The organism is Nocardia caishijiensis NBRC 108228 (assembly GCF_001612825.1).
Taxonomy (GTDB): domain Bacteria; phylum Actinomycetota; class Actinomycetes; order Mycobacteriales; family Mycobacteriaceae; genus Nocardia; species Nocardia caishijiensis.
Window position 1 is genome coordinate 1 of record NZ_BDBE01000047.1, and the last position, 17,657, is coordinate 17,657.

The following is a 17,657-nucleotide window of genomic DNA, read 5'->3' on the forward strand; positions in this document are numbered from 1 at the left end:
TTCTGGTGCACAAAACACCAAGGCAGTTCAGGCCCCCGGGTAGTCCATGAAAAACGGCTCCCACTGATGCCCATCAGGGTCGACAAAAGTCCGCCCATGCATCCCAACCTGCGCCTCTTCGGCCCGCTTGTCGTCGTTGACTTCCTCCCGAGCACCAGCCGCAACAGCAGCATCGGTCAGCGCGTCGACCTCCGCCGCACTCCCCAGCGACAGCGCGTAAGCCGCGGCGACCTGGCTGCCGGTATCGGCGATCGGCCGCTTGCTGAAGGTCGTGAAGAAGTCCTTGGTCAGCAGCATGAGACAGATGTTGTCGTCGACGACGATGCAGGCCGCGTTCTGATCGGTGAAATCCTCATTGACCTTCCACCCGAGTGCCTCGTAGAACCCCTTGGAGCGGTCGAGGTCGGCGACGGGGAGGTTGATGAAGATCATCTTGCTGCTCATGGTTTCAGCCTTTCGGAGCGTTGTTGCGGTCTCGTTCATGTAGACGCTGTGACTGCTGAGGATTCATCGCCGAACCGAAAGATTCCCGAAATCTCGATAGTCCGATTCGTCCCCTGTCGGCTGTCGGACCCCTGTGGCATCGTGACACCTATGACCGACGCCACAACCGCAACCACCGGGCCGGACCCCGAGGTCCTCGCCGAATTCGAAACCCACCGGCGCGAGTTGTGCGCGTACGCCTACCGCATGCTCGGCTCCTCGTTCGAGGCCGAGGACGCGGTGCAGGAGACGTTCACCCGTGCCTGGCGCTCCTACGATTCGTTCGAGGGCCGCGCGAGTCTGCGCTCCTGGCTCTACAAGATCGCCACCAACATCTGTCTGGACATGCTCGATCGCCCGCAGAGCCGAGCCAGACCGATGGATCTGAACGGCCCGGGCCGCCCGGATTCCCCGCTGCCGATGCCACAGCCCGATTATGTGTGGATCGAGCCGATCCCGAACGCGCTCGCCTTCGGCGCCGATCCGGCCGACCACGCCTCGACCAAGGACACCTTGCGCCTCGCGTTCGTCGCCGCGTGTCAGCACCTGCCCGCCACCCAGCGCGCGATCCTCATCATGCGTGAGGTGTTGCGCTTCTCGGCGAGCGAGACCGCGGAGGCGCTGATGATGTCGCCCGCGTCGGTGAACAGCGCGTTGCAACGCGCCCGCTCGACGATGTCGAAGGTGCAACCGGCGGTCACCGACGGCTTCGACGACACCGACCCGGATCAGCGCAAACTGGTCGACGATTTCGTCAAGGCCTTCGAGGCCTACGACATGGACGCGCTCACCACTTTGCTGAAAGCCGATGTGGCGCTGTCGATGCCGCCTTTCGACCTCTGGATCTCCGGCCCGGAGAACGTGGCGGCGTTCATGCTCGGCACGGGAAGTGCCTGCCGCGATTCGCGGATGGTTCCGCTGGAAGGCGCCAACGGCCTGCCCGCGTTCGGCCATTACAAGCCGAGCGAGGAGCCGGGCGTCTGGGTGCCGTGGTCGATCACGGTGCTCGAGCTCGAGGGCGACACCATCGCGGGCCTCAACTTCTTCCTCGACACCCAGCGCCTGTTCCCGCTGTTCGGCCTGCCGCCCGAGTGGCGCGAAGCCGCCTGAGCGACAGGCTAGTTCAGAGCAGCCGACGCTTGTACAGCTTGCCGTTGGGGTCGCGGGGCAGCTCCGCACGGTATTCCACCGTGCGGGGCAGCTTGTACTTGGCGAGCTGCCCGGCCGCGAAGCCGAGCAGGTCGGCGGTCAGTTCGTCGTCGCCAACGACACCGGGCACCGGCTGCACGAACGCCTTCACCTGCTGACCCCAATCCGGGTCGGGCACACCGAGAACCGCCACGTCGGCGACCTTCGGGTGGCTCATCAGCACGCCTTCGATCTCGGCCGGGTAGATGTTCACCCCGCCGGAGAGGATGAGGTCCGAGCGCCGATCGCAGAGGAACAGATAGCCGTCTTCGTCGAGGTAGCCGATGTCGCCGACGGTGAACAGGTCACCGACGCGGGACTCCTCGGTCTTCTCCTTGGCGTGGTGATATTCGAAGCTCGAGGCGCCCATCTTCATGTAGACCAGGCCCTCCTTGCCCGGCGGCAGTTCGCTGCCGTCGGTCTCGTCGAGGACCTTGACCACCGACCACGGCCAGGCCTTACCCACCGATCCCGGCTTGGACAGCCATTCGGTCCCGGAGATCACGGTGCCGCCGCCCTCGGTGGCGGCGTAGTACTCGGTGACGACCGGACCCCACCAGTCCAGCATCTGGCGCTTGGTCTGCGGCGGGCACGGCGCGGCGCCGTGCACCATGCTGCGCAGCGACGACACGTCGTAGCGGGCGCGCACCTCTTCCGGCAGGGCGAGCAGGCGGTGGAACTGGGTGGGCACCATGTGCGAGTGGGTCACCCGGTGCCGTTCGATGAGCGCGAGCATGTCCTCGGCATCCCATCGGTCCATCAGAACGAGCTTGTGGCCCAACTGAATCGAGATGGTGGAGAAGTTCAGGACGGCGGTGTGGTAGAGCGGCGAGCCGCAGATGTGCACGTGGTCGTCGTAGGGTGTCAGGCCGAAGAGGCTGAAGAACGCCTTGTTCGGCGCGGGGACCTCGTCGGGATCGGCGCCGGTCAGCGGGCGGCGAACGCCCTTGGGCCGACCGGTGGTCCCGGAGGTGTAGAGCATCGGCGCGCCGACCGACCGCTCGTCGGGTCTGCCGGTATCGGCGGCGCCGAGCCACGACACCGGCCGGAAGCCATCGATGGTGCCGACGGAGAAGCGGGCGTCGGCGGGTAGTCCGGCCTCCTCGGCGGCAGCGGCGGCGGTGGCGGCGAACCGTTCGCTGGCCAGGAACGCGGAGGCGTCGCTGTCCTGGAGGATGTAGGCGATTTCCGGCGCGGTCAGGTGCCAGTTGACCGCGACGATGTAGAAACCGGCCTGGTAGGCGGCGAAGTACGCGGCGATCGCCTCGACGCCGTTGTGCAGCATGCTGACAACGACGTCTCCGGTCCGCAATCCGATCCCGCGTAGTCCGTTGGCGTAGCGATTGGCGAGAGTGGCCAATTCTCGGTAGGTGATCTCCCGGCCGTCCGGGTCGACGACGGCGACCCGCTCGGGTTCGGCCGCGGCGATATTCCACAGTCCGAGGATTTCCGTTGTCTGCTGACTGCTCACCCCTACGAATTTAGAACGTGTTCTACTGCGTAACAAGGGGTTGGAGCCGACGAAGTTGTTCGGCATCGGAAACCGAGATCAGCATCATGGTCACACCGGCGTCCTCCCATTCCCGCAATCGGGTGCGGACGTGCGCCTCGTCGCCGAAGATCGCGGTATCGGTGATGAGCTCGTCGGGCACCGCGGCGGCCGCCTCGGCCTTGCGCCCGGCCCGGAACAACGTCGAGATCTCGTCGACCTCCTTGTCGTAGCCCATCCGCTTGTAGACCTGGGCGTGGAAATTCAGCTCGGGTGCGCCCATGCCGCCGATGTAGAGCGAGGTGACCCAACGCATCCGCTCGATCTCGGCGGCCGGATCGTCGGTGACCACCACCTGGGCGCTGGCCGCGATCTCGAAATCCGCCCGTGAACGACGGGCACCCGGCCGCGCGAAGCCCTCGTCGAGCCACTCGTTGTACATGCCCGCCAGGCGTGGGGCGTAGTAGATCGCGAGCCAGCCGTCGGCGATCTCGGCCGTCTGCGCGATGTTCTTCGGACCCTCGGCGCCGAGCCAGATCGGCAGGTCGGCGCGCAGCGGATGCACGATCGGCTTGAGCGGTTTGCCCAGGCCGGTGGCGCCGGGCCCGGTGTAGGGCAGGCCGTAGACCTGGCTGTCAGAGGTCACCGGGGCCTCGCGCGCCAGCACCTTGCGCACGATGTCGACATACTCGCGGGTGCGCCGCAGCGGCTGCGCGAACGGCTGCCCGTACCAGCCCTCCACCACCTGCGGACCGGACACGCCGAGCCCGAGAATGGCCCGGCCACCGCTGAGGTGATCCAGCGTGAGCGCGTGCATCGCGGCCGCGGCGGGCGTGCGCGCCGACAGCTGGGCCACCGAAGTGCCCAGGCGCACGCGCTTCGTGGACGAGCCCCACCAGGCGAGCGGAGTGAAGGCGTCCGACCCCCAGGACTCGGCCGCGAACACCGCGTCGAACCCGGCCTCCTCGGCCGCGACGACCATCTCGCCCGCGTTTACGGGCGGCTGCGCACCCCAGTATCCGAGTTGCAGTCCGAATTTCATGGCCGACGCCCTTTCCGGCGAATCCTTGCGTGCAGAATAAGAACCTGTTCTACTCGATATCGTGACCAAGGGGAATACCGCAGTGGAAGTATTGAGTGCACCCCTTCGGGTGCAGTTCGACTACACCAGATCCGTCGGACCGATCATCGGAGCCTTCCTGACCGGACTGCGCGAGCGCCGCATACTCGGCGTGCGCGGCAGTGACGGCCGGGTGCTGGTACCCGCCCAGGAATACGATCCCATCACTTCGGCCCCCTTGGCCGAATTGGTGCGGGTCGAGACCACCGGCACGGTGCGGTCCTGGACGTGGGTGGCCGAGCCGCTGCCCGGTCAGCCGTTCGACCGCCCGTTCGCGTGGGCGCTCGTGCAGCTCGACGGTGCCGACACCAGCATGCTGCACGCCCTGGACGTCACCGAACCCGCGCAGGTGAGCACCGGGATGCGGGTGCGCGTGCGCTGGGCCGAGGAACGCACCGGCACCATCGCCGACATCGCCTGCTTCGAACCGGGCGAGGGCGCGACCGCACCGCCAACCGAGGACGCCGCCGAACCGGTCACCATGCTGGTGACGCCGGTCGACATGAGCTACAAGCACACCGCGTCACCGCAGGAGAGCGTATACCTGCGCGGCCTCGCCGAGGGCAAGCTGATCGGTGGCCGCTCCGAAACCGGTGGGGCCGTGTACTTCCCGCCGCGCGGTGCCAACCCGACCGACGGCACCCCCACCGACGACCTGGTGGAACTGCCCGACAAGGGCACGGTGACCACCTTCTGCATCGTGAACGTGCCGTTCCTCGGCCAGCGGATCAAGCCGCCCTACGTCGCCGCCTATGTGTTGCTCGACGGTGCAGATATCCCGTTCCTGCACCTGGTTCTCGGATGCGAGGCGTCCGAGGTGCGCATGGGCATGCGGGTCGAGGCCGTGTGGAAGCCGCGCGAGGAGTGGGGCCACGCCCTGGCCAACATCGATCACTTCCGCCCGACCGGCGAGCCCGATGCCGCGTACGAGTCCTACCAGCACCACCTCTGAGAGAGGCGACGTGACTACACCCGAAATCGCGGTGGTGGGGTTCGCCCACGCACCGCACGTGCCGGAGACCTTCGGCACCACCAACGGCGTCGAAATGCTCGTGCCGTGCTTCCAGCAGCTCTACGCCGACCTCGGCATCTCCAAGTCCGACATCGACTTCTGGTGCTCGGGTTCCTCGGATTACCTTGCCGGACGTGCTTTCTCGTTCATCTCGGCGGTCGACGCGATCGGCGCGGTGCCGCCGATCAACGAATCGCACGTGGAGATGGACGCCGCGTGGGCGCTCTACGAGGCGTGGGTGAAACTGCTGTCCGGGCAGGCGCGGACCGCCCTCGTCTACGGCTTCGGCAAGTCGTCGGCGGGCACGCTGCGCCAGGTGTTGAGCAGGCAACTCGACCCGTATCTCGTCGGCCCGCTGTGGCCCGATGCCATCTCCGTCGCGGGCTTACAGGCGCGCGCCGGGCTCGACGCGGGCCGCTGGACCGAGCAGGACATGGCCGCCGTCACCGGTGGTGACATCGAATCCCTGCTCGCCGCACCGTATGTCGCGGATCCCCTGCGGGCCCACGACATCGCGCCGATCACCGACGGCGCGGCGGCGATCGTGCTCGCGGTGGGCGACCGGGCGCGCGAACTGTGCGAGCGCCCGGCCTGGATCACCGGCATGGCGCACAATATCGACCCCCAGACGTTCGGTGTCCGCGACCTGACCCGCTCGCCGTCGACCACCCGCGCGGCCGCCGCCGTGACCCGGGGCAACACCGACTTCGACGTGGCCGAACTGCACGCACCGTTCAGTCATCAGCAGCTGATCCTGGCCGAGGCGATCGGCCTGTCCCCCGACACCACGATCAATCCGTCCGGCGGGGCACTCGCGGCCAACCCGATGTTCGCGGCCGGTCTCGAGCGGATCGGCAATGCCGCCACGGCCATCATGTCCGGCACCGCGAACCGGACCCTCGCCCATGCGACCAGCGGCCCAGCGCTGCAGCAGAACCTGGTCGCCGTCCTGGAATCCGAGGCATCATGAGCTTCCCCGCAGCGGTGCTCGGCACCGGTCAAACACATCACGTGACAAAACGTGCGGACGTGTCCATGGCGGGCATGTGTCGTGAGGCGATCGATCGCGCGCTCGATGACGCGGGCCTGACCATCGACGAGATCGATGCGGTCGTGGTCGGCAAGGCGCCCGACTTCTTCGAGGGCGTCATGATGCCCGAGCTGTACCTGGCCGAAGCACTCGGCGCGATCGGCAAGCCACTGCTGCGCGTGCATACGGCGGGTTCGGTCGGCGGGTCGACCGGCATTGTCGCCACCAACCTGGTGCAGGCCGGTGTGCACGGCAAGGTGCTCGCGATCGCGTGGGAGAAGCAGTCGGAGTCGAATGCCATGTGGGCGTTGTCGATTCCGGTGCCGTTCACCATGCCGGTCGGCGCGGGCGCGGGCGGATACTTCGCCCCGCACGTACGCTCCTACATCCGCCGCTCCAACGCGCCCATGCACATCGGCGCCCAGGTGGCCGTGAAGGACCGGCGCAACGGCGCCAAGAACCCCCTCGCCCACCTGCATCAGCCCGACATCACCCTGGAATCGGTACTGGCATCCCAGATGCTGTGGGACCCGATCCGTTTCGACGAGACGTGCCCGTCCTCCGACGGCGCCTGCGCGGTGGTGATCGGCAACGCCGAGGCCGCGGCCGCCGTCGAGGCACAGGGCAAGACGGTCGCGTGGGTGCACGGCACCTCGATGCGTACCGAACCGACCACCTTCTCCGGGCGCGATCAGGTGAATCCGAGGGCCGGTCGCGACGCGGCCGCCGCACTGTGGGCCGCCGCGGGCATCACCGACCCGCTCGAGGAGATCGACGTCGCCGAGATCTACGTGCCGTTCTCCTGGTTCGAGCCGATGTGGCTGGAGAACCTCGGCTTCGCCGCCGAGGGCGACGGCTGGAAGCTCACCGACAAGGGCGAGACGGAGATCGGTGGCCGGTTGCCGGTGAACCCCTCGGGTGGTGTGCTCTCGTCCAACCCGATCGGCGCCTCGGGTCTCATCCGATTCGCCGAGGCCGCCAAGCAGGTGATGGGCCGGGCGGGCGACTACCAGGTCGCGGACGCGCGCAAGGCGCTCGGCCACGCCTACGGCGGCGGGTCACAGTACTTCGCGATGTGGGTCGTGGGAAGCGAGCGCCCCGAATGAAATTCACGCTCGGCGTGGCCTTGAGCCCGCTCGACCAACTGACCGAGCTGGCCAGGACGGCCGAGGAGTGTGGTTTCACCTCCATCGGCCTGCCCGACTCGCTGTTCTACATGAAGTCCCAGAGCGCGGACTACCCGTACACCCCGGACGGAAGCCGATTCTGGGGGCCCGAGACGCCGTGGGTCGACCCGCTGATCGCCGCGGCGTCGATGTCGGCGGTGACGACGACCCTGCGGTTCTACACCAACGTACTCAAGCTCGGTTCCCGCAATCCGCTGCTGCTGGCCCGCCAGGTCGGTTCGATCGCGAACATGTCGGGCAACCGGTTCGGCTTCGGTGTCGGAATCGGCTGGGCACCGGAGGAATTCGAGTGGTGCGGGGTGCCCTACGCCAAGCGCGGCGCCCGGGTGGACGAGATGATCGAGGTCATCAAGCTGGTCCTCGACGGCGGCATGGTCGAGTACCACGGCGAGTTCTACGACTTCGATCCCTTGCAGATGAGCCCGGCCCCCACCGAGCGGGTGCCGTTCTACATCGGCGGCCACACCGGTCCCGCCCTGCGCCGCGCGGCTCGCGGCGGCGACGGCTGGACCTCGGCGATGATGAAGTTCGACCAGCTCACCGAGACCATCGCGACCCTGCGCGCACTGCGCGCCGAGTACGACCGGGCGGACGAGCCCTTCGAGATCCAGGCGGTCTGCATCGACCGCCACGGCCGCGATGGCTATCAGGACCTGGCCGACGCGGGCGTCACCGACACCATTGTGGTGCCGTGGCTCTTCGACGGCATCGGCTTCGACGGCGAACTGGCCGCCAAACAGGACTCGCTGCGCCGGTTCGCCGAGAAGTACATCGCCGACCCCATCGTGGCGGCGTCGTGAACGCGCGCGAAGCCGGACTCGCCTCTCAGGCCGCGGTCCGCGCCAAGGACCGCGCGGCCTGGATCGCACTGTTCGCCGAGGACGGCATCGTCGAGGACCCGGTCGGCCCTTCGGGTTTCGACCCCGAGGGCGTCGGTCATCGCGGCCACGAGGCGATCGGTGCGTTCTGGGACATGGCCATCGCCAACACCGACTCGATCGAATTCCTCTTCGAGGACTCCTTCGCGTGCGGCGACGAGATCGCGTTCACCGGACTGATCCGCACCACCATGGCCGGTTACCTCATCGACGCCGAGGGCGTGTTCACCTATCGGGTCGACGCCGACGGCAAGATCGTCGCCCTGCGTGCCTTCTGGGAGGTCGACCGGGCGATGGCGACCGGCCGCAAGGCCTCCTGAACGCCAAAAACACAACAGCCCCGGACCTTTCGGTCCGGGGCTGTTGTATCTGGTGTTTCAATGCGAAACCGGGCAGCCCTTGGTCTTGTAGTCGACCGGGAGCTCCTTGATGCCGTTGAGCCAACCCGAGCGCAGGCGCTTGGGGTCGCCGATCTTGCTGATGTCGGGCAGGTGGTCGGCGATGGCGTTGAAGATCAGCTCGATCTCCAGTCGCGCCAGGTTCGCGCCGACACAGAAGTGCGCACCGGTGCCGCCGAAGGACAGGTGCGGGTTCTCCTTGCGCATGATGTCGAACTTCTCGGGGTTCTCGAACACGTCCTCGTCGAAGTTCGCCGAGCGGTACAGCATCACCAGCCGCTGGCCCTTCTTGATCCGCACGCCGCCCAGCTCGGTGTCCTCGAGCGCGGTGCGCTGGAAAGAGGTGACCGGGGTGGCCCAGCGGATGATCTCGTCGACCGCGGTGGTCGGCCGTTCCTTCTTGAACAACTCCCACTGGTCGGGGTTCTCCATGAACGCGATCATCCCGTGGCTGATGGCATTGCGCGTGGTCTCGTTGCCCGCCACCGCGAGCACGATGACGAAGAAGCCGAACTCCTCCGCGCTCAGCGACTCACCGTCGACATCGGCCTCGATCAGGGTGGTGACCAGGTCGTCGGCCGGGCAGGCCTTGCGCGCCTCGGCCATCTGGTACGAGTAGCCGAGCAGCTCCATCGATGCCGCGACGGGGTCGACGTCGACATTGTCGGGATCGTCGTAGCCGGTCATGTCGTTGGACCAGGTGAAGACCTTCATCCGGTCCTCCTGCGGCACCCCGATGAGCTCGGCGATCGCCTGCAGCGGCAGCTCACAGGCCACCTGGGTGACGAAGTCGCCGCCGCCCGACTCGGCGGCCGCCTTCACGATCTTCTCGGCGCGCGAGGACAGCTCGGCGCGCAGGCTGTTCACCGCACGCGGGGTGAAGCCCTTGGAGATCAGTTTGCGCAGCTTGGTGTGCTCCGGGGCGTCCTTGTTCAGGATGACGAAGCGCTGCAGTTCGATCTGCTCGCGCTTGATGTCGTCGCTGAAGCGCGGGATGGCGGTGTTCTCGTAGGTGGAGAAGACATCGCTGCGGCGCGAGACCTCCTTGACGTCGGCGTGCTTGCTGACCACCCAGAAGCCGTCGTCCTGGAAACCGCCGACCTCGGGCGACTGCGGGTTCCACCAGATCGGCGCCGATCGGCGCAGCTCAGCGAATTCCTCCGCCGGGACACGTTCGGCGTAGATGGCCGGGTCGGTGACGTCGAACCCCTCGGGCAGGTTCGGCAGGGTACCCGTGGCTTCGTTGCGCGGATCTACCACCAGATGTCTCCTTCGACAAACTGAAACACGTTCTACAATCATTCAAGCACAGGGTATGCCACGACGGAAGAACCTCGCGGTTTTGCCCCGCTAACGCAAACAGAACACGTTGCAGTTCAGAGGGAGATGCAGATGGGAACACCGGTAATCGTCGAGGCAGTGCGAACCCCGATCGGCAAGCGCCGCGGGCGGCTTTCCGGGCTGCACGCGGCCGAACTGCTCGGCCTGGCCCAGCGCGGGCTGCTCGATCGCGCCGACCTCGATCCGGCCGAGGTGGAGCAGGTGATCGGCGGCTGCGTCACCCAGGCGGGCGAGCAGTCCAACAACGTCACCCGCGTCGCGTGGCTGCACGCGGGCCTGCCGTGGCAGACCGGCGCGACGACCATCGACGCGCAGTGCGGCTCGGCCCAACAGGCCAACCACCTCGTCGCCGGGCTCATCGCCACCGGCGCCATCGACATCGGCATGGCCTGCGGCGTGGAGGCGATGAGTCGGGTGCCGCTCGGCGCCAATGTGGGCACCGCGGCGGGACCGCGCAGGCCGGAGTCGTGGTCGATCGACCTGCCGGATCAGTTCGGCGCGGCCGAGCGAATCGCGCGCAGGCGTGGGCTCACTCGCGACGACCTGGACCAATTCGGCCTGCGCTCACAGCAATTGGCCGCCGCCGCCTGGGCCGAGGGCCGCTTCGATCGCGAGGTACTGCCCGTGGTGGCCCCGGTGCTCGACAGCGAGGGCGCGCCGACCGGCGAGAAGGCCGAGGTGACCCGCGACGAGGGCTTGCGCGCGAGCACGATCGAGGGCCTGGCCAAGCTGAAGCCGGTGGTCACCGACGGTCTGCACACCGCCGGGACGTCGTCGCAGATTTCCGACGGCGCCGCGGCGGTGCTGCTGATGGACGAAACCGTCGCCAGGGGAAAGGGTTTGCGACCGCGCGCGCGGATCCGCACCCAGGTACTCGTCGGCGCTGAACCAGAGTTCCATCTGGACGGACCCGTGCAGGCGTGCACCCGGCTGCTGGAACGCTCGGGAATGGCGATCGGTGATATCGATCTTTTCGAGATCAACGAAGCATTCGCGGCGGTTGCCCTTTCGTGGGCTTCTGTACATCAGCCGGACATGGAACGGGTAAATGTCAACGGCGGTGCGATCGCAATCGGGCATCCTGTCGGCTCCACCGGTTCTCGTCTGATCACGACCGCATTACACGAGCTCGAACGCACGGGCAAGGGAACCGCGATGGTGCTCATGTGCGCCGGTGGAGCCCTTGCGACCGGCACGATCATCGAGCGCCTGTAGACTGGACGCACCGAAACCGGGCGCCCAGGTTGAACATTCATCTCAAAGCGCCCGGAACGTGTCGTACGCCACACGGTCCGAGGGGCGAGGGGGATGATGAGGCATCAGCAATCTTTGGGCTATCATGGGTCCGAGGTGGAAGACCCCCGCGACGGGCACGAACCTTGGCACCCACCGGCTCCACAAGAGTCGTTGACGTGACCCCGCAAACGCGGCTGTCGCGGGCCCTGTACGCAGGTGAGCGTCGGAATCCGCGGAGAAATCCTGAATCAGGCGTAGGTTTTCAGTTACTGAGCCGCTAATATCAATGATACGTATCCGAGATAACGACTGTTAGTACAGTGAAGGGAATTGGGCGGCTCACAATGGCTGATTTCGCGGCGCGGCTGAACAAGCTGTTCGAAACCGTGCATCCCCCGGGGCGCAAGCCGCACACCAACGCAGAGGTTGCGGCTGCGCTGACTGCCTCCGGGCATCCGATCTCCAAGCCGTATCTCTCGCAGCTGCGGTCGGGACAACGAACCAACCCGTCCGACGAGACGGTGGCCGCCCTGGCGAAGTTCTTCAAGGTCAAGCCTGACTACTTCTTCAACGACATCTACGCGGCCAAGATCGATCACGACCTGGAACTGCTTGCGCAGCTACAGGGTTACGGGCTGCGTCGTCTGTCCAGCCGGGCATTCGACCTCTCGGAAGAATCACAGAATCTGCTCACCTCCATGGCGGAGAAGTTGCGGGCCAGCGAAGGCTTGCCCGAAATTCCTCCGGATGGAACGGAATAGGAACAACCAGGCGGATACGCGAAGAACGGGCCTGAGCCGGTGGAGACACCAGCTCGGGCCCGTTCTTGTTGCCGGTGTCAGCTCGACGCGGCGGCGTTCTGCGGCGCACCCGCCGTCGCCACCGCCACCTCGTACCTGCGCGCCAGTGCCAGCACCCAGCCGCGCGGACTCACGCCCGGTGGCGGCGCGATCCAGCGCGCGTCGACGAACAAGTCCCCCAGGGGATTTCGGGCCCACTCGGCCACCACGGCCGCACGCTCGGGCACCGAGTTCGGTGGCTCCCCCGCCGCCGGGATGACGATGCCGCTGCCCGAGAGCAGATACAGCGCGTCCATCACCTGCGCCACGTGGTCGGAGGCCTTCAGCTGCGCCGAGGTGGCGTTCTGCTCGGGTGCGACGACCTCCGGGAACCGGCCGACCATCAGCTTGTGCAGCGGACGGATGCGCCGCAACAGGATTCGGGCCCGCCACCACAGCTCGATGACGATCGACACCGCCCCGAGCGAGATCAGCAGGCTCGCGATCTCCCACGCCTGCCAGCCCCACGTCGGCTGACCGGGCGGGGTCGGCTCGGCGCCCTGGAAGGCTCGGCCCGCGTTGGCGAAGGCGAGCACGGCGACCAGCGCCGTTCCCGCCGTGTAGATCGCGATACCACGGCCGAGCGTGGTCCAGTCCAGATTGCGCAGGCCGGTGGTGACGATGAAGACCGCGCCGAGCGCGACGACGATCCAGCCGAAGATGAACGACCAGGCCAGCGTCAGCACGATGGCGAGGGCGCCGATGCCGTACACGACCGTCGCGACCTGGCGCAGGTTGCGCCGCGACACCACCGGCCAGGCCGCCGAGGCGACCACCGAGGTGGCGGTGGTGAACAGGATCCACGCCGAATCGACGATGCCCGTGGACAACCAGCCGCTGTGCAGGCCGCCCGGGAGCAGATTGTCGACGGCGACGGCGATATCGGGGATGGCGACGGTCGAGGCGAGTGCGACGGCGGCGACCGCGACGACGATGGCCACGCGGGCCGTTGTCGCGGGCTTCACGAGCACGCGCCCCACTCGCGCACCCGCGGCAACCCAGACCAGCAGGGCTGTCAACCAGAGTGTCATCCGAGTGCCTCATCGAATCGAAGGACCGAGACGCCTGCGCCCCGGTTGTTGAAGACGCGCAGTCGGGTCATGAGCATGGCCGCGAAGGTCTCGGCCTCCCACTCGGCCAGGTCGTCGCTTCCGTCCTCGACGATCTGGGCGTGGGCGCGCTGACTGAGCATGTAGGCGATGAGGTCGTCGCTGACCTCGAGTGTCGTCTCGACCGCGGGTGCGCCCTCGTGGTCGAAGACGATGTGCCCGAGTTCGTGGGCGAGGGTGTGGTCGCGGCTGGGCAGGGCGTCGGCGAGCACGATGATGTCGCGTTCGGGGTAGAACCGGCGCTGCCCGCACACACCGGGGCCCAATTGCGCACTGGTGATCTCGATTTCGCGTTGCCGCTCGAGCGAGACCGCCGCGACCACCTCATCGAGGGTGGTCGCGTCGGAGTCGGCGGCGACCGCGCACACCGCGTCGACGGCGGCGGCGACGCGACGATAGGACCGCGAGGTGGACTGGGTCTTGCTCTTGCTCATCGAAGATCCCCTCACGACCTCGGTCCGAAGAACTCGGCACGCGCCGCGTTCAGCCGCGCCTGCGCGGCCGCGGCACCTTGGAAACTCACTGCGCCCGAACCGGTTCCGGCCAGGGTGAGCGCGATCAGGCCGCCGATCACCGAGAGCAGCTCGGGTTCGGGCAGACCGCTGTTGTCGCTGGTCGGCCGGACCTCGTGGTTGGGCTTGGCGGCCTGAGCGGGCGCGGCGGCGGCAGGCGGCGCGGGGGCGGCGGCCGGGGGCGGCGGCGCATCGGCCGGGGCCGGTGCCGCCACCGCCACATTCGGCGCGGCGATGCCCGGAATCGACGGCGTGCCGGGTGCGGGCGGGATCGCGATCGCGGGCAGCGCGGGCGATGGCGTCGGCGGGGTCTGCAGCAGGAGCAACAGCAGCAACGGCGAAGCCGAACCGACAGCCGCCGAACCGACGGCAGCCGAACCGGTCGCCGCCGAACCAGCGCCCGCGGAACCGACCGCGGCGGATCCGACGGCAGCCGAGCCGACGGCCGCGGAGCCGGTACCGGCCAGCGCCGAGCCCGTCCCCGCCGCGGCCGAGCCGACGGCGGCCGAACCGGTGCCGAGCACCGCGGCCGCTCCGGCCGAACCGGTGCCGAGTACGGCGGCGGCACCGGCGGAACCGGTGCCGAGGATCGCGAAGGCGCCTGCCGAGCCCGTGCCGAGCACGGCGCCCAGGCCAGCGGAGCCGGTGCCGAGGAGCACGCCGAGGCCTGCCGATCCGGTGCCGAGCACCAGTCCGGCGGCGGCCGAGCCCGCGCCGAGGACGGCGGAGCCGGAGGCCGGACCGGCCACTTCCTTGGTCGGGAGTTCGGCCGGGTCCTGGCCGGGGATGCTCAGCGGGGTCCACTCGGTCTCTTCGGCGACTTCCGCACCGGTCTGGGGTGGATCGCCGTGATTCGCCGGTGCCGGGTCGTTGCCGCTGCCCGTACCCGGCAGGGTGAGTTCGATCGGCTTGCCCTTGGCGGGCTCCTCAGCCGGTTCACCGCCGCTACCCCCGATGCCGGTGCTTCCGCTGCCGGACGGTTGCGCGGCGGGCGTCGGCGGCTTTTCCGGCGCGGCGAAGGCGGCGACGGGCCCCAGTAGGGAACAACCGGCCAAGACACTCGCAGCGGCGAGAACGCGCAACATGCGACCAACGGCCATGCGCCTGTCATCCCCTTCAAGTAATTCCGCGCAGCATTACCCCCGGTCGCGATTCATTCCGGGATCGACGAACAGTAGCCCATAGTAAACCCACTCGCAGAACCCCGCAGGAGAGCGCAAGAGCCGTCCAGCCCCCTGGACGCCGATGACAAGGCAAAACCGCTGGCCCGGCGGCTTTGCTCAGTGTCCTCTCGCGAAGTTAGCTATGCACCGTAAACCGGCTCCGGTTCGGCACCCTTCTCGATCAGCTGAGCCACCACCGGACCGAGCTTGGCCGGATCCCAGCGCGCACCGCGATCGACCGCGATGCCGTGGCGCCAACCTTCGGCCAGCGCGACCTTGCCGCCCTCAACCTCGAACATCCGCCCGGTCACCCCGGCGGACTCGCTGCTGCCGAGCCAGACGACCAGCGGCGAGATGTTCGCTGGATCCATGGCGTCGAAGCCGGAATCGGGTGCGGCCATGGTGTCGGCGAAGACGGTTTCGGTCATCCGGGTGCGGGCCGCGGGGGCGATGGCGTTGACGGTGACGCCGTAGCGGCCGAACTCCGCCGCCGCGGTGAGCGTGAGCCCCGCGATGCCCGCCTTGGCCGCGCCGTAGTTGCCCTGGCCGACGCTGCCCTGCAGACCGGCGCCGGAGCTGGTGTTGATGACGCGCGCGTCGACCGCGCGCCCCGCCTTGGACTCACCTCGCCAGTATTCGGCGGCATGCCGCATGGTGGCGAAATGCCCCTTGAGGTGCACGCGGATCACCGCGTCCCACTCGTCCTCGCCCAGGTTCACCAGCATCCGGTCACGCACGAAACCGGCGTTGTTGACCAGCACGTCGAGCCCGCCGAAGGTGTCGACAGCCTGGCGGACGAGCCGACGCGCGCCTTCCCAGTCGGCCACGTCGTCGTAATTGGCGACCGCCTGCCCACCGGCGGCGACGACCTCGTCGACGACCTGCTGCGCGGGTGTCTCCGAGGTGGGTGCGCCGTCGAGCGCGGTGCCAACGTCGTTGACGACGACGCGCGCACCTGCCGCGGCGAAGGCGAGCGCGTGCGCGCGCCCGATCCCACGACCCGCACCCGTGACGATCACCGTGCGGTCGGCGCAGATCAACTGCTGGTCCATCGAAACTCCTAGTTATCCGTGGTTCGTATTCGCGGCATCGAGAAAGGCGGGCCGCTCCCCCGCGCCGTGCACCAACAGGCTCGCGCCGCTGACGTAGGCGGCCAGCGGGGAGGCGAGGAAGAGGGCGGCATTGCCGACGTCGGCGGGGGCGGCGAGGCGGCCGAGCGGGATGGTCGCGCCGACGGCGGCGACACCGTCGGCGTCGCCGTAGTGCAGGTGGCTCAGTTCGGTTTCCACCGGTCCGACCACCACGGAATTGAGGCGGACCTTCGGCGCCCATTCCACCGCGAGTGAGGTGGTGAGGTTGTCCAGTCCGGCCTTGGCCGCGCCGTAGGCGGCGGTGCCGGGCGAGGGCCGGTGCCCGCTGACGCTCGAGACCATCACGATAGAACCGCCCGAATCCTGCTTCTGCATCACCGCATTCGCCTGCTGCGCGATGACGAGGGGGGCGAGCAGATTCAGCTCGATGATCTTGGTGTGGAAGCGCGGGCTCGCCGCGTCGGCCAGGGCGAAGGGCGCCCCGCCCGCATTGTTGACGACATGGTCGAGCCGCCCGTGCGCGGTGAGGATCTCGTCGAACATGGCGGCGACCGCGCTGTCGTCGCGCACATCGCAGGAGTAGTGCTCGGTGCCGTCGATCGGGGTGTCGGCGGGCCTGCGCGCGCAAGTGAGCACGCGCGCGCCCGCCGCGAGAAAGGCGCGGGTGATGCCAGCGCCGACGCCACGGACACCGCCGGTCACCAGAACGATCTGGCCGGAAAGGTCGATTTCTATCGCCACCGTGTTAACCTACCAAGCAATTGCTTGCTTTGTCTCGGGTTCGCCCGGGCACGCACCGATAGGACAGTTGCCATGGGAATCGACCGGCATACCGAAACCGAGGGGGTGGAGGTCGTCACGGTCGACTATCCGCCGGTCAACGCGCTGCCGTCGGACGGCTGGTTCGCCCTGGCCGAGGCCGTGCGCGCCGCCGGACGCGATCCGGGCACCCGCGTGGTCGTGCTGCGGGCGGAGGGTCGCGGCTTCAACGCCGGTGTCGACATCAAGGAGATGAACGCCGACTCCGGGCACACCGCGCTGATCCGCGCGAACCATGGATGTTTCGACGCCTTCGCCGCCGTGTACGACTGCGAGGTACCGGTGGTCACCGCCGTCAACGGGTTCTGTCTCGGCGGCGGGATCGGCCTGGTCGGCAACTCCGACGTCATCGTGGCTTCCGACGACGCCACCTTCGGCCTGCCGGAGGTGGACCGCGGTGCGCTCGGCGCCGCGACCCACTTGGCGCGGCTGGTCCCCCAGCACCTGATGCGGACCATGTTCTACACCGCGGGCAAGCTCACCGCTCAGCAGTTACACCACTACGGGTCGGTGTACAAGGTCGTGCCGCGTGCCGAACTCGACGCCGCGGCCATGGAGGTCGCGAAGAACATCGCGAACAAGGACGGCCGGGTGATCCGCGCCGCGAAGCGGGCGCTCAACGGCATCGACGTGCAGGACGTACACCGCTCCTATCGCTACGAGCAGGGCTTCACGATGGAGCTCAACCTGGCCGGGGTGGCCGATGAGATCAGAGCGCGTTTCGACGACGACCTCGCCGCGCAGAAGAAGGGGAACTAGGAA

18 protein-coding genes are annotated in these 17,657 nt (G+C 68.0%); 9 read left to right on the forward strand and 9 right to left on the reverse strand.

Annotated elements, in window-relative coordinates:
• Positions 1 to 27 precede the first annotated feature (27 nt).
• Complete coding sequence (locus tag NC7_RS25020; RefSeq protein WP_067987505.1) at positions 28 to 444, reverse strand: VOC family protein; 417 nt, start codon at positions 442 to 444, stop codon at positions 28 to 30.
• Positions 445 to 594: 150 nt separating this feature from the next.
• On the opposite strand from NC7_RS25020, the gene NC7_RS25025 reads away from it, so the two are divergent.
• Positions 595 to 1,593: a sigma-70 family RNA polymerase sigma factor gene (locus NC7_RS25025; protein ID WP_067987345.1), complete on the forward strand. Its 999-nt coding sequence runs from the start codon at positions 595 to 597 to the stop codon at positions 1,591 to 1,593.
• A 13-nt stretch (positions 1,594 to 1,606) separates the two neighbouring features.
• Here NC7_RS25025 and NC7_RS25030 read toward each other — a convergent pair whose 3' ends face one another.
• Complete coding sequence (locus NC7_RS25030; RefSeq protein WP_067987348.1) at positions 1,607 to 3,142, reverse strand: acyl-CoA synthetase; 1,536 nt, start codon at positions 3,140 to 3,142, stop codon at positions 1,607 to 1,609.
• Between the two features lie 22 nt (positions 3,143 to 3,164).
• Positions 3,165 to 4,202, reverse strand: a complete 1,038-nt coding sequence (locus NC7_RS25035) for an LLM class F420-dependent oxidoreductase (protein ID WP_067987349.1) — start codon at positions 4,200 to 4,202, stop codon at positions 3,165 to 3,167.
• Between the two features lie 61 nt (positions 4,203 to 4,263).
• Between NC7_RS25035 and NC7_RS25040 the strand changes: the two genes are divergently transcribed.
• Genes NC7_RS25040 through NC7_RS25060 form a run of 5 tightly spaced genes read left to right on the forward strand, consistent with a single transcriptional unit; the run spans position 4,264 to position 8,707 of the window.
• The gene (locus tag NC7_RS25040) at positions 4,264 to 5,232 is read left to right on the forward strand and encodes a Zn-ribbon domain-containing OB-fold protein (protein WP_067987352.1); all 969 of its coding nucleotides are present in this window, start codon (positions 4,264 to 4,266) and stop codon (positions 5,230 to 5,232) included.
• A gap of 10 nt (positions 5,233 to 5,242) precedes the next feature.
• A complete protein-coding gene (locus NC7_RS25045) occupies positions 5,243 to 6,262 on the forward strand; it encodes a thiolase family protein (protein ID WP_236573236.1) in 1,020 nt (339 codons plus the stop codon).
• Positions 6,259 to 7,428 (forward strand): thiolase family protein, encoded by a 1,170-nt coding sequence (locus tag NC7_RS25050; protein WP_067987358.1) that lies wholly within the window; start codon positions 6,259 to 6,261, stop codon positions 7,426 to 7,428. The genes NC7_RS25045 and NC7_RS25050 overlap by 4 nt, the downstream gene beginning before the upstream one ends.
• Positions 7,425 to 8,309 carry a TIGR03619 family F420-dependent LLM class oxidoreductase gene (locus tag NC7_RS25055; RefSeq protein ID WP_067987361.1) on the forward strand — a complete coding sequence of 295 codons (885 nt, stop codon included), beginning with the start codon at positions 7,425 to 7,427 and terminating at the stop codon, positions 8,307 to 8,309. The genes NC7_RS25050 and NC7_RS25055 overlap by 4 nt, the downstream gene beginning before the upstream one ends.
• Positions 8,306 to 8,707: a nuclear transport factor 2 family protein gene (locus NC7_RS25060; RefSeq protein ID WP_067987364.1), complete on the forward strand. Its 402-nt coding sequence runs from the start codon at positions 8,306 to 8,308 to the stop codon at positions 8,705 to 8,707. Before NC7_RS25055 ends, NC7_RS25060 begins: the two co-directional genes overlap by 4 nt.
• A 57-nt stretch (positions 8,708 to 8,764) precedes the next feature.
• Here NC7_RS25060 and NC7_RS25065 read toward each other — a convergent pair whose 3' ends face one another.
• Positions 8,765 to 10,045 carry a cytochrome P450 gene (locus tag NC7_RS25065; protein WP_084458780.1) on the reverse strand — a complete coding sequence of 427 codons (1,281 nt, stop codon included), beginning with the start codon at positions 10,043 to 10,045 and terminating at the stop codon, positions 8,765 to 8,767.
• A gap of 132 nt (positions 10,046 to 10,177) precedes the next feature.
• On the opposite strand from NC7_RS25065, the gene NC7_RS25070 reads away from it, so the two are divergent.
• Both NC7_RS25070 and NC7_RS25075 read left to right on the forward strand, forming a co-directional pair.
• The gene (locus NC7_RS25070) at positions 10,178 to 11,341 is read left to right on the forward strand and encodes a steroid 3-ketoacyl-CoA thiolase (protein ID WP_067987511.1); all 1,164 of its coding nucleotides are present in this window, start codon (positions 10,178 to 10,180) and stop codon (positions 11,339 to 11,341) included.
• A 365-nt stretch (positions 11,342 to 11,706) separates the two neighbouring features.
• Positions 11,707 to 12,123: a helix-turn-helix domain-containing protein gene (locus tag NC7_RS25075; protein WP_019044759.1), complete on the forward strand. Its 417-nt coding sequence runs from the start codon at positions 11,707 to 11,709 to the stop codon at positions 12,121 to 12,123.
• A gap of 77 nt (positions 12,124 to 12,200) precedes the next feature.
• Here NC7_RS25075 and NC7_RS25080 read toward each other — a convergent pair whose 3' ends face one another.
• The 5 genes from NC7_RS25080 to NC7_RS25100 form a co-directional block, all read right to left on the reverse strand.
• Positions 12,201 to 13,232, reverse strand: a complete 1,032-nt coding sequence (locus NC7_RS25080) for a hypothetical protein (protein ID WP_067987369.1) — start codon at positions 13,230 to 13,232, stop codon at positions 12,201 to 12,203.
• Positions 13,229 to 13,744, reverse strand: coding sequence for an ImmA/IrrE family metallo-endopeptidase (locus NC7_RS25085; protein WP_067987371.1), 516 nt, complete (start codon positions 13,742 to 13,744; stop codon positions 13,229 to 13,231). The genes NC7_RS25080 and NC7_RS25085 overlap by 4 nt, the downstream gene beginning before the upstream one ends.
• Positions 13,745 to 13,755: 11 nt before the next feature.
• A complete protein-coding gene (locus tag NC7_RS25090; protein ID WP_157102169.1) occupies positions 13,756 to 14,922 on the reverse strand; it encodes a hypothetical protein in 1,167 nt (388 codons plus the stop codon).
• Between the two features lie 203 nt (positions 14,923 to 15,125).
• Entirely contained in the window at positions 15,126 to 16,037 is a 912-nt protein-coding gene (locus NC7_RS25095; RefSeq protein ID WP_067987376.1) for an SDR family oxidoreductase, read from the reverse strand.
• 12 nt (positions 16,038 to 16,049) lie between these two features.
• On the reverse strand, positions 16,050 to 16,817 hold the full coding sequence (locus NC7_RS25100; protein ID WP_373861276.1) for an SDR family oxidoreductase: 768 nt from the start codon (positions 16,815 to 16,817) through the stop codon (positions 16,050 to 16,052).
• Between the two features lie 72 nt (positions 16,818 to 16,889).
• Between NC7_RS25100 and NC7_RS25105 the strand changes: the two genes are divergently transcribed.
• The gene (locus tag NC7_RS25105; protein WP_067987378.1) at positions 16,890 to 17,654 is read left to right on the forward strand and encodes an enoyl-CoA hydratase family protein; all 765 of its coding nucleotides are present in this window, start codon (positions 16,890 to 16,892) and stop codon (positions 17,652 to 17,654) included.
• Positions 17,655 to 17,657: the final 3 nt, after the last annotated feature.

What these genes read in the sequence shown, in the direction of transcription:
- NC7_RS25075 (WP_019044759.1), top strand. Translation starts at nt 11,707, where the DNA reads ATGGCTGATTTCGCGGCGCGGCTGAACAAGCTGTTCGAAACCGTGCAT.
- NC7_RS25090 (WP_157102169.1), bottom strand. Translation starts at nt 14,922, where the DNA reads ATGGCCGTTGGTCGCATGTTGCGCGTTCTCGCCGCTGCGAGTGTCTTG.
- NC7_RS25055 (WP_067987361.1), top strand. Translation starts at nt 7,425, where the DNA reads ATGAAATTCACGCTCGGCGTGGCCTTGAGCCCGCTCGACCAACTGACC.
- NC7_RS25035 (WP_067987349.1), bottom strand. Translation starts at nt 4,202, where the DNA reads ATGAAATTCGGACTGCAACTCGGATACTGGGGTGCGCAGCCGCCCGTA.
- NC7_RS25025 (WP_067987345.1), top strand. Translation starts at nt 595, where the DNA reads ATGACCGACGCCACAACCGCAACCACCGGGCCGGACCCCGAGGTCCTC.
- NC7_RS25095 (WP_067987376.1), bottom strand. Translation starts at nt 16,037, where the DNA reads ATGGACCAGCAGTTGATCTGCGCCGACCGCACGGTGATCGTCACGGGT.
- NC7_RS25080 (WP_067987369.1), bottom strand. Translation starts at nt 13,232, where the DNA reads ATGACACTCTGGTTGACAGCCCTGCTGGTCTGGGTTGCCGCGGGTGCG.
- NC7_RS25050 (WP_067987358.1), top strand. Translation starts at nt 6,259, where the DNA reads ATGAGCTTCCCCGCAGCGGTGCTCGGCACCGGTCAAACACATCACGTG.
- NC7_RS25070 (WP_067987511.1), top strand. Translation starts at nt 10,178, where the DNA reads ATGGGAACACCGGTAATCGTCGAGGCAGTGCGAACCCCGATCGGCAAG.
- NC7_RS25105 (WP_067987378.1), top strand. Translation starts at nt 16,890, where the DNA reads ATGGGAATCGACCGGCATACCGAAACCGAGGGGGTGGAGGTCGTCACG.
- NC7_RS25020 (WP_067987505.1), bottom strand. Translation starts at nt 444, where the DNA reads ATGAGCAGCAAGATGATCTTCATCAACCTCCCCGTCGCCGACCTCGAC.
- NC7_RS25085 (WP_067987371.1), bottom strand. Translation starts at nt 13,744, where the DNA reads ATGAGCAAGAGCAAGACCCAGTCCACCTCGCGGTCCTATCGTCGCGTC.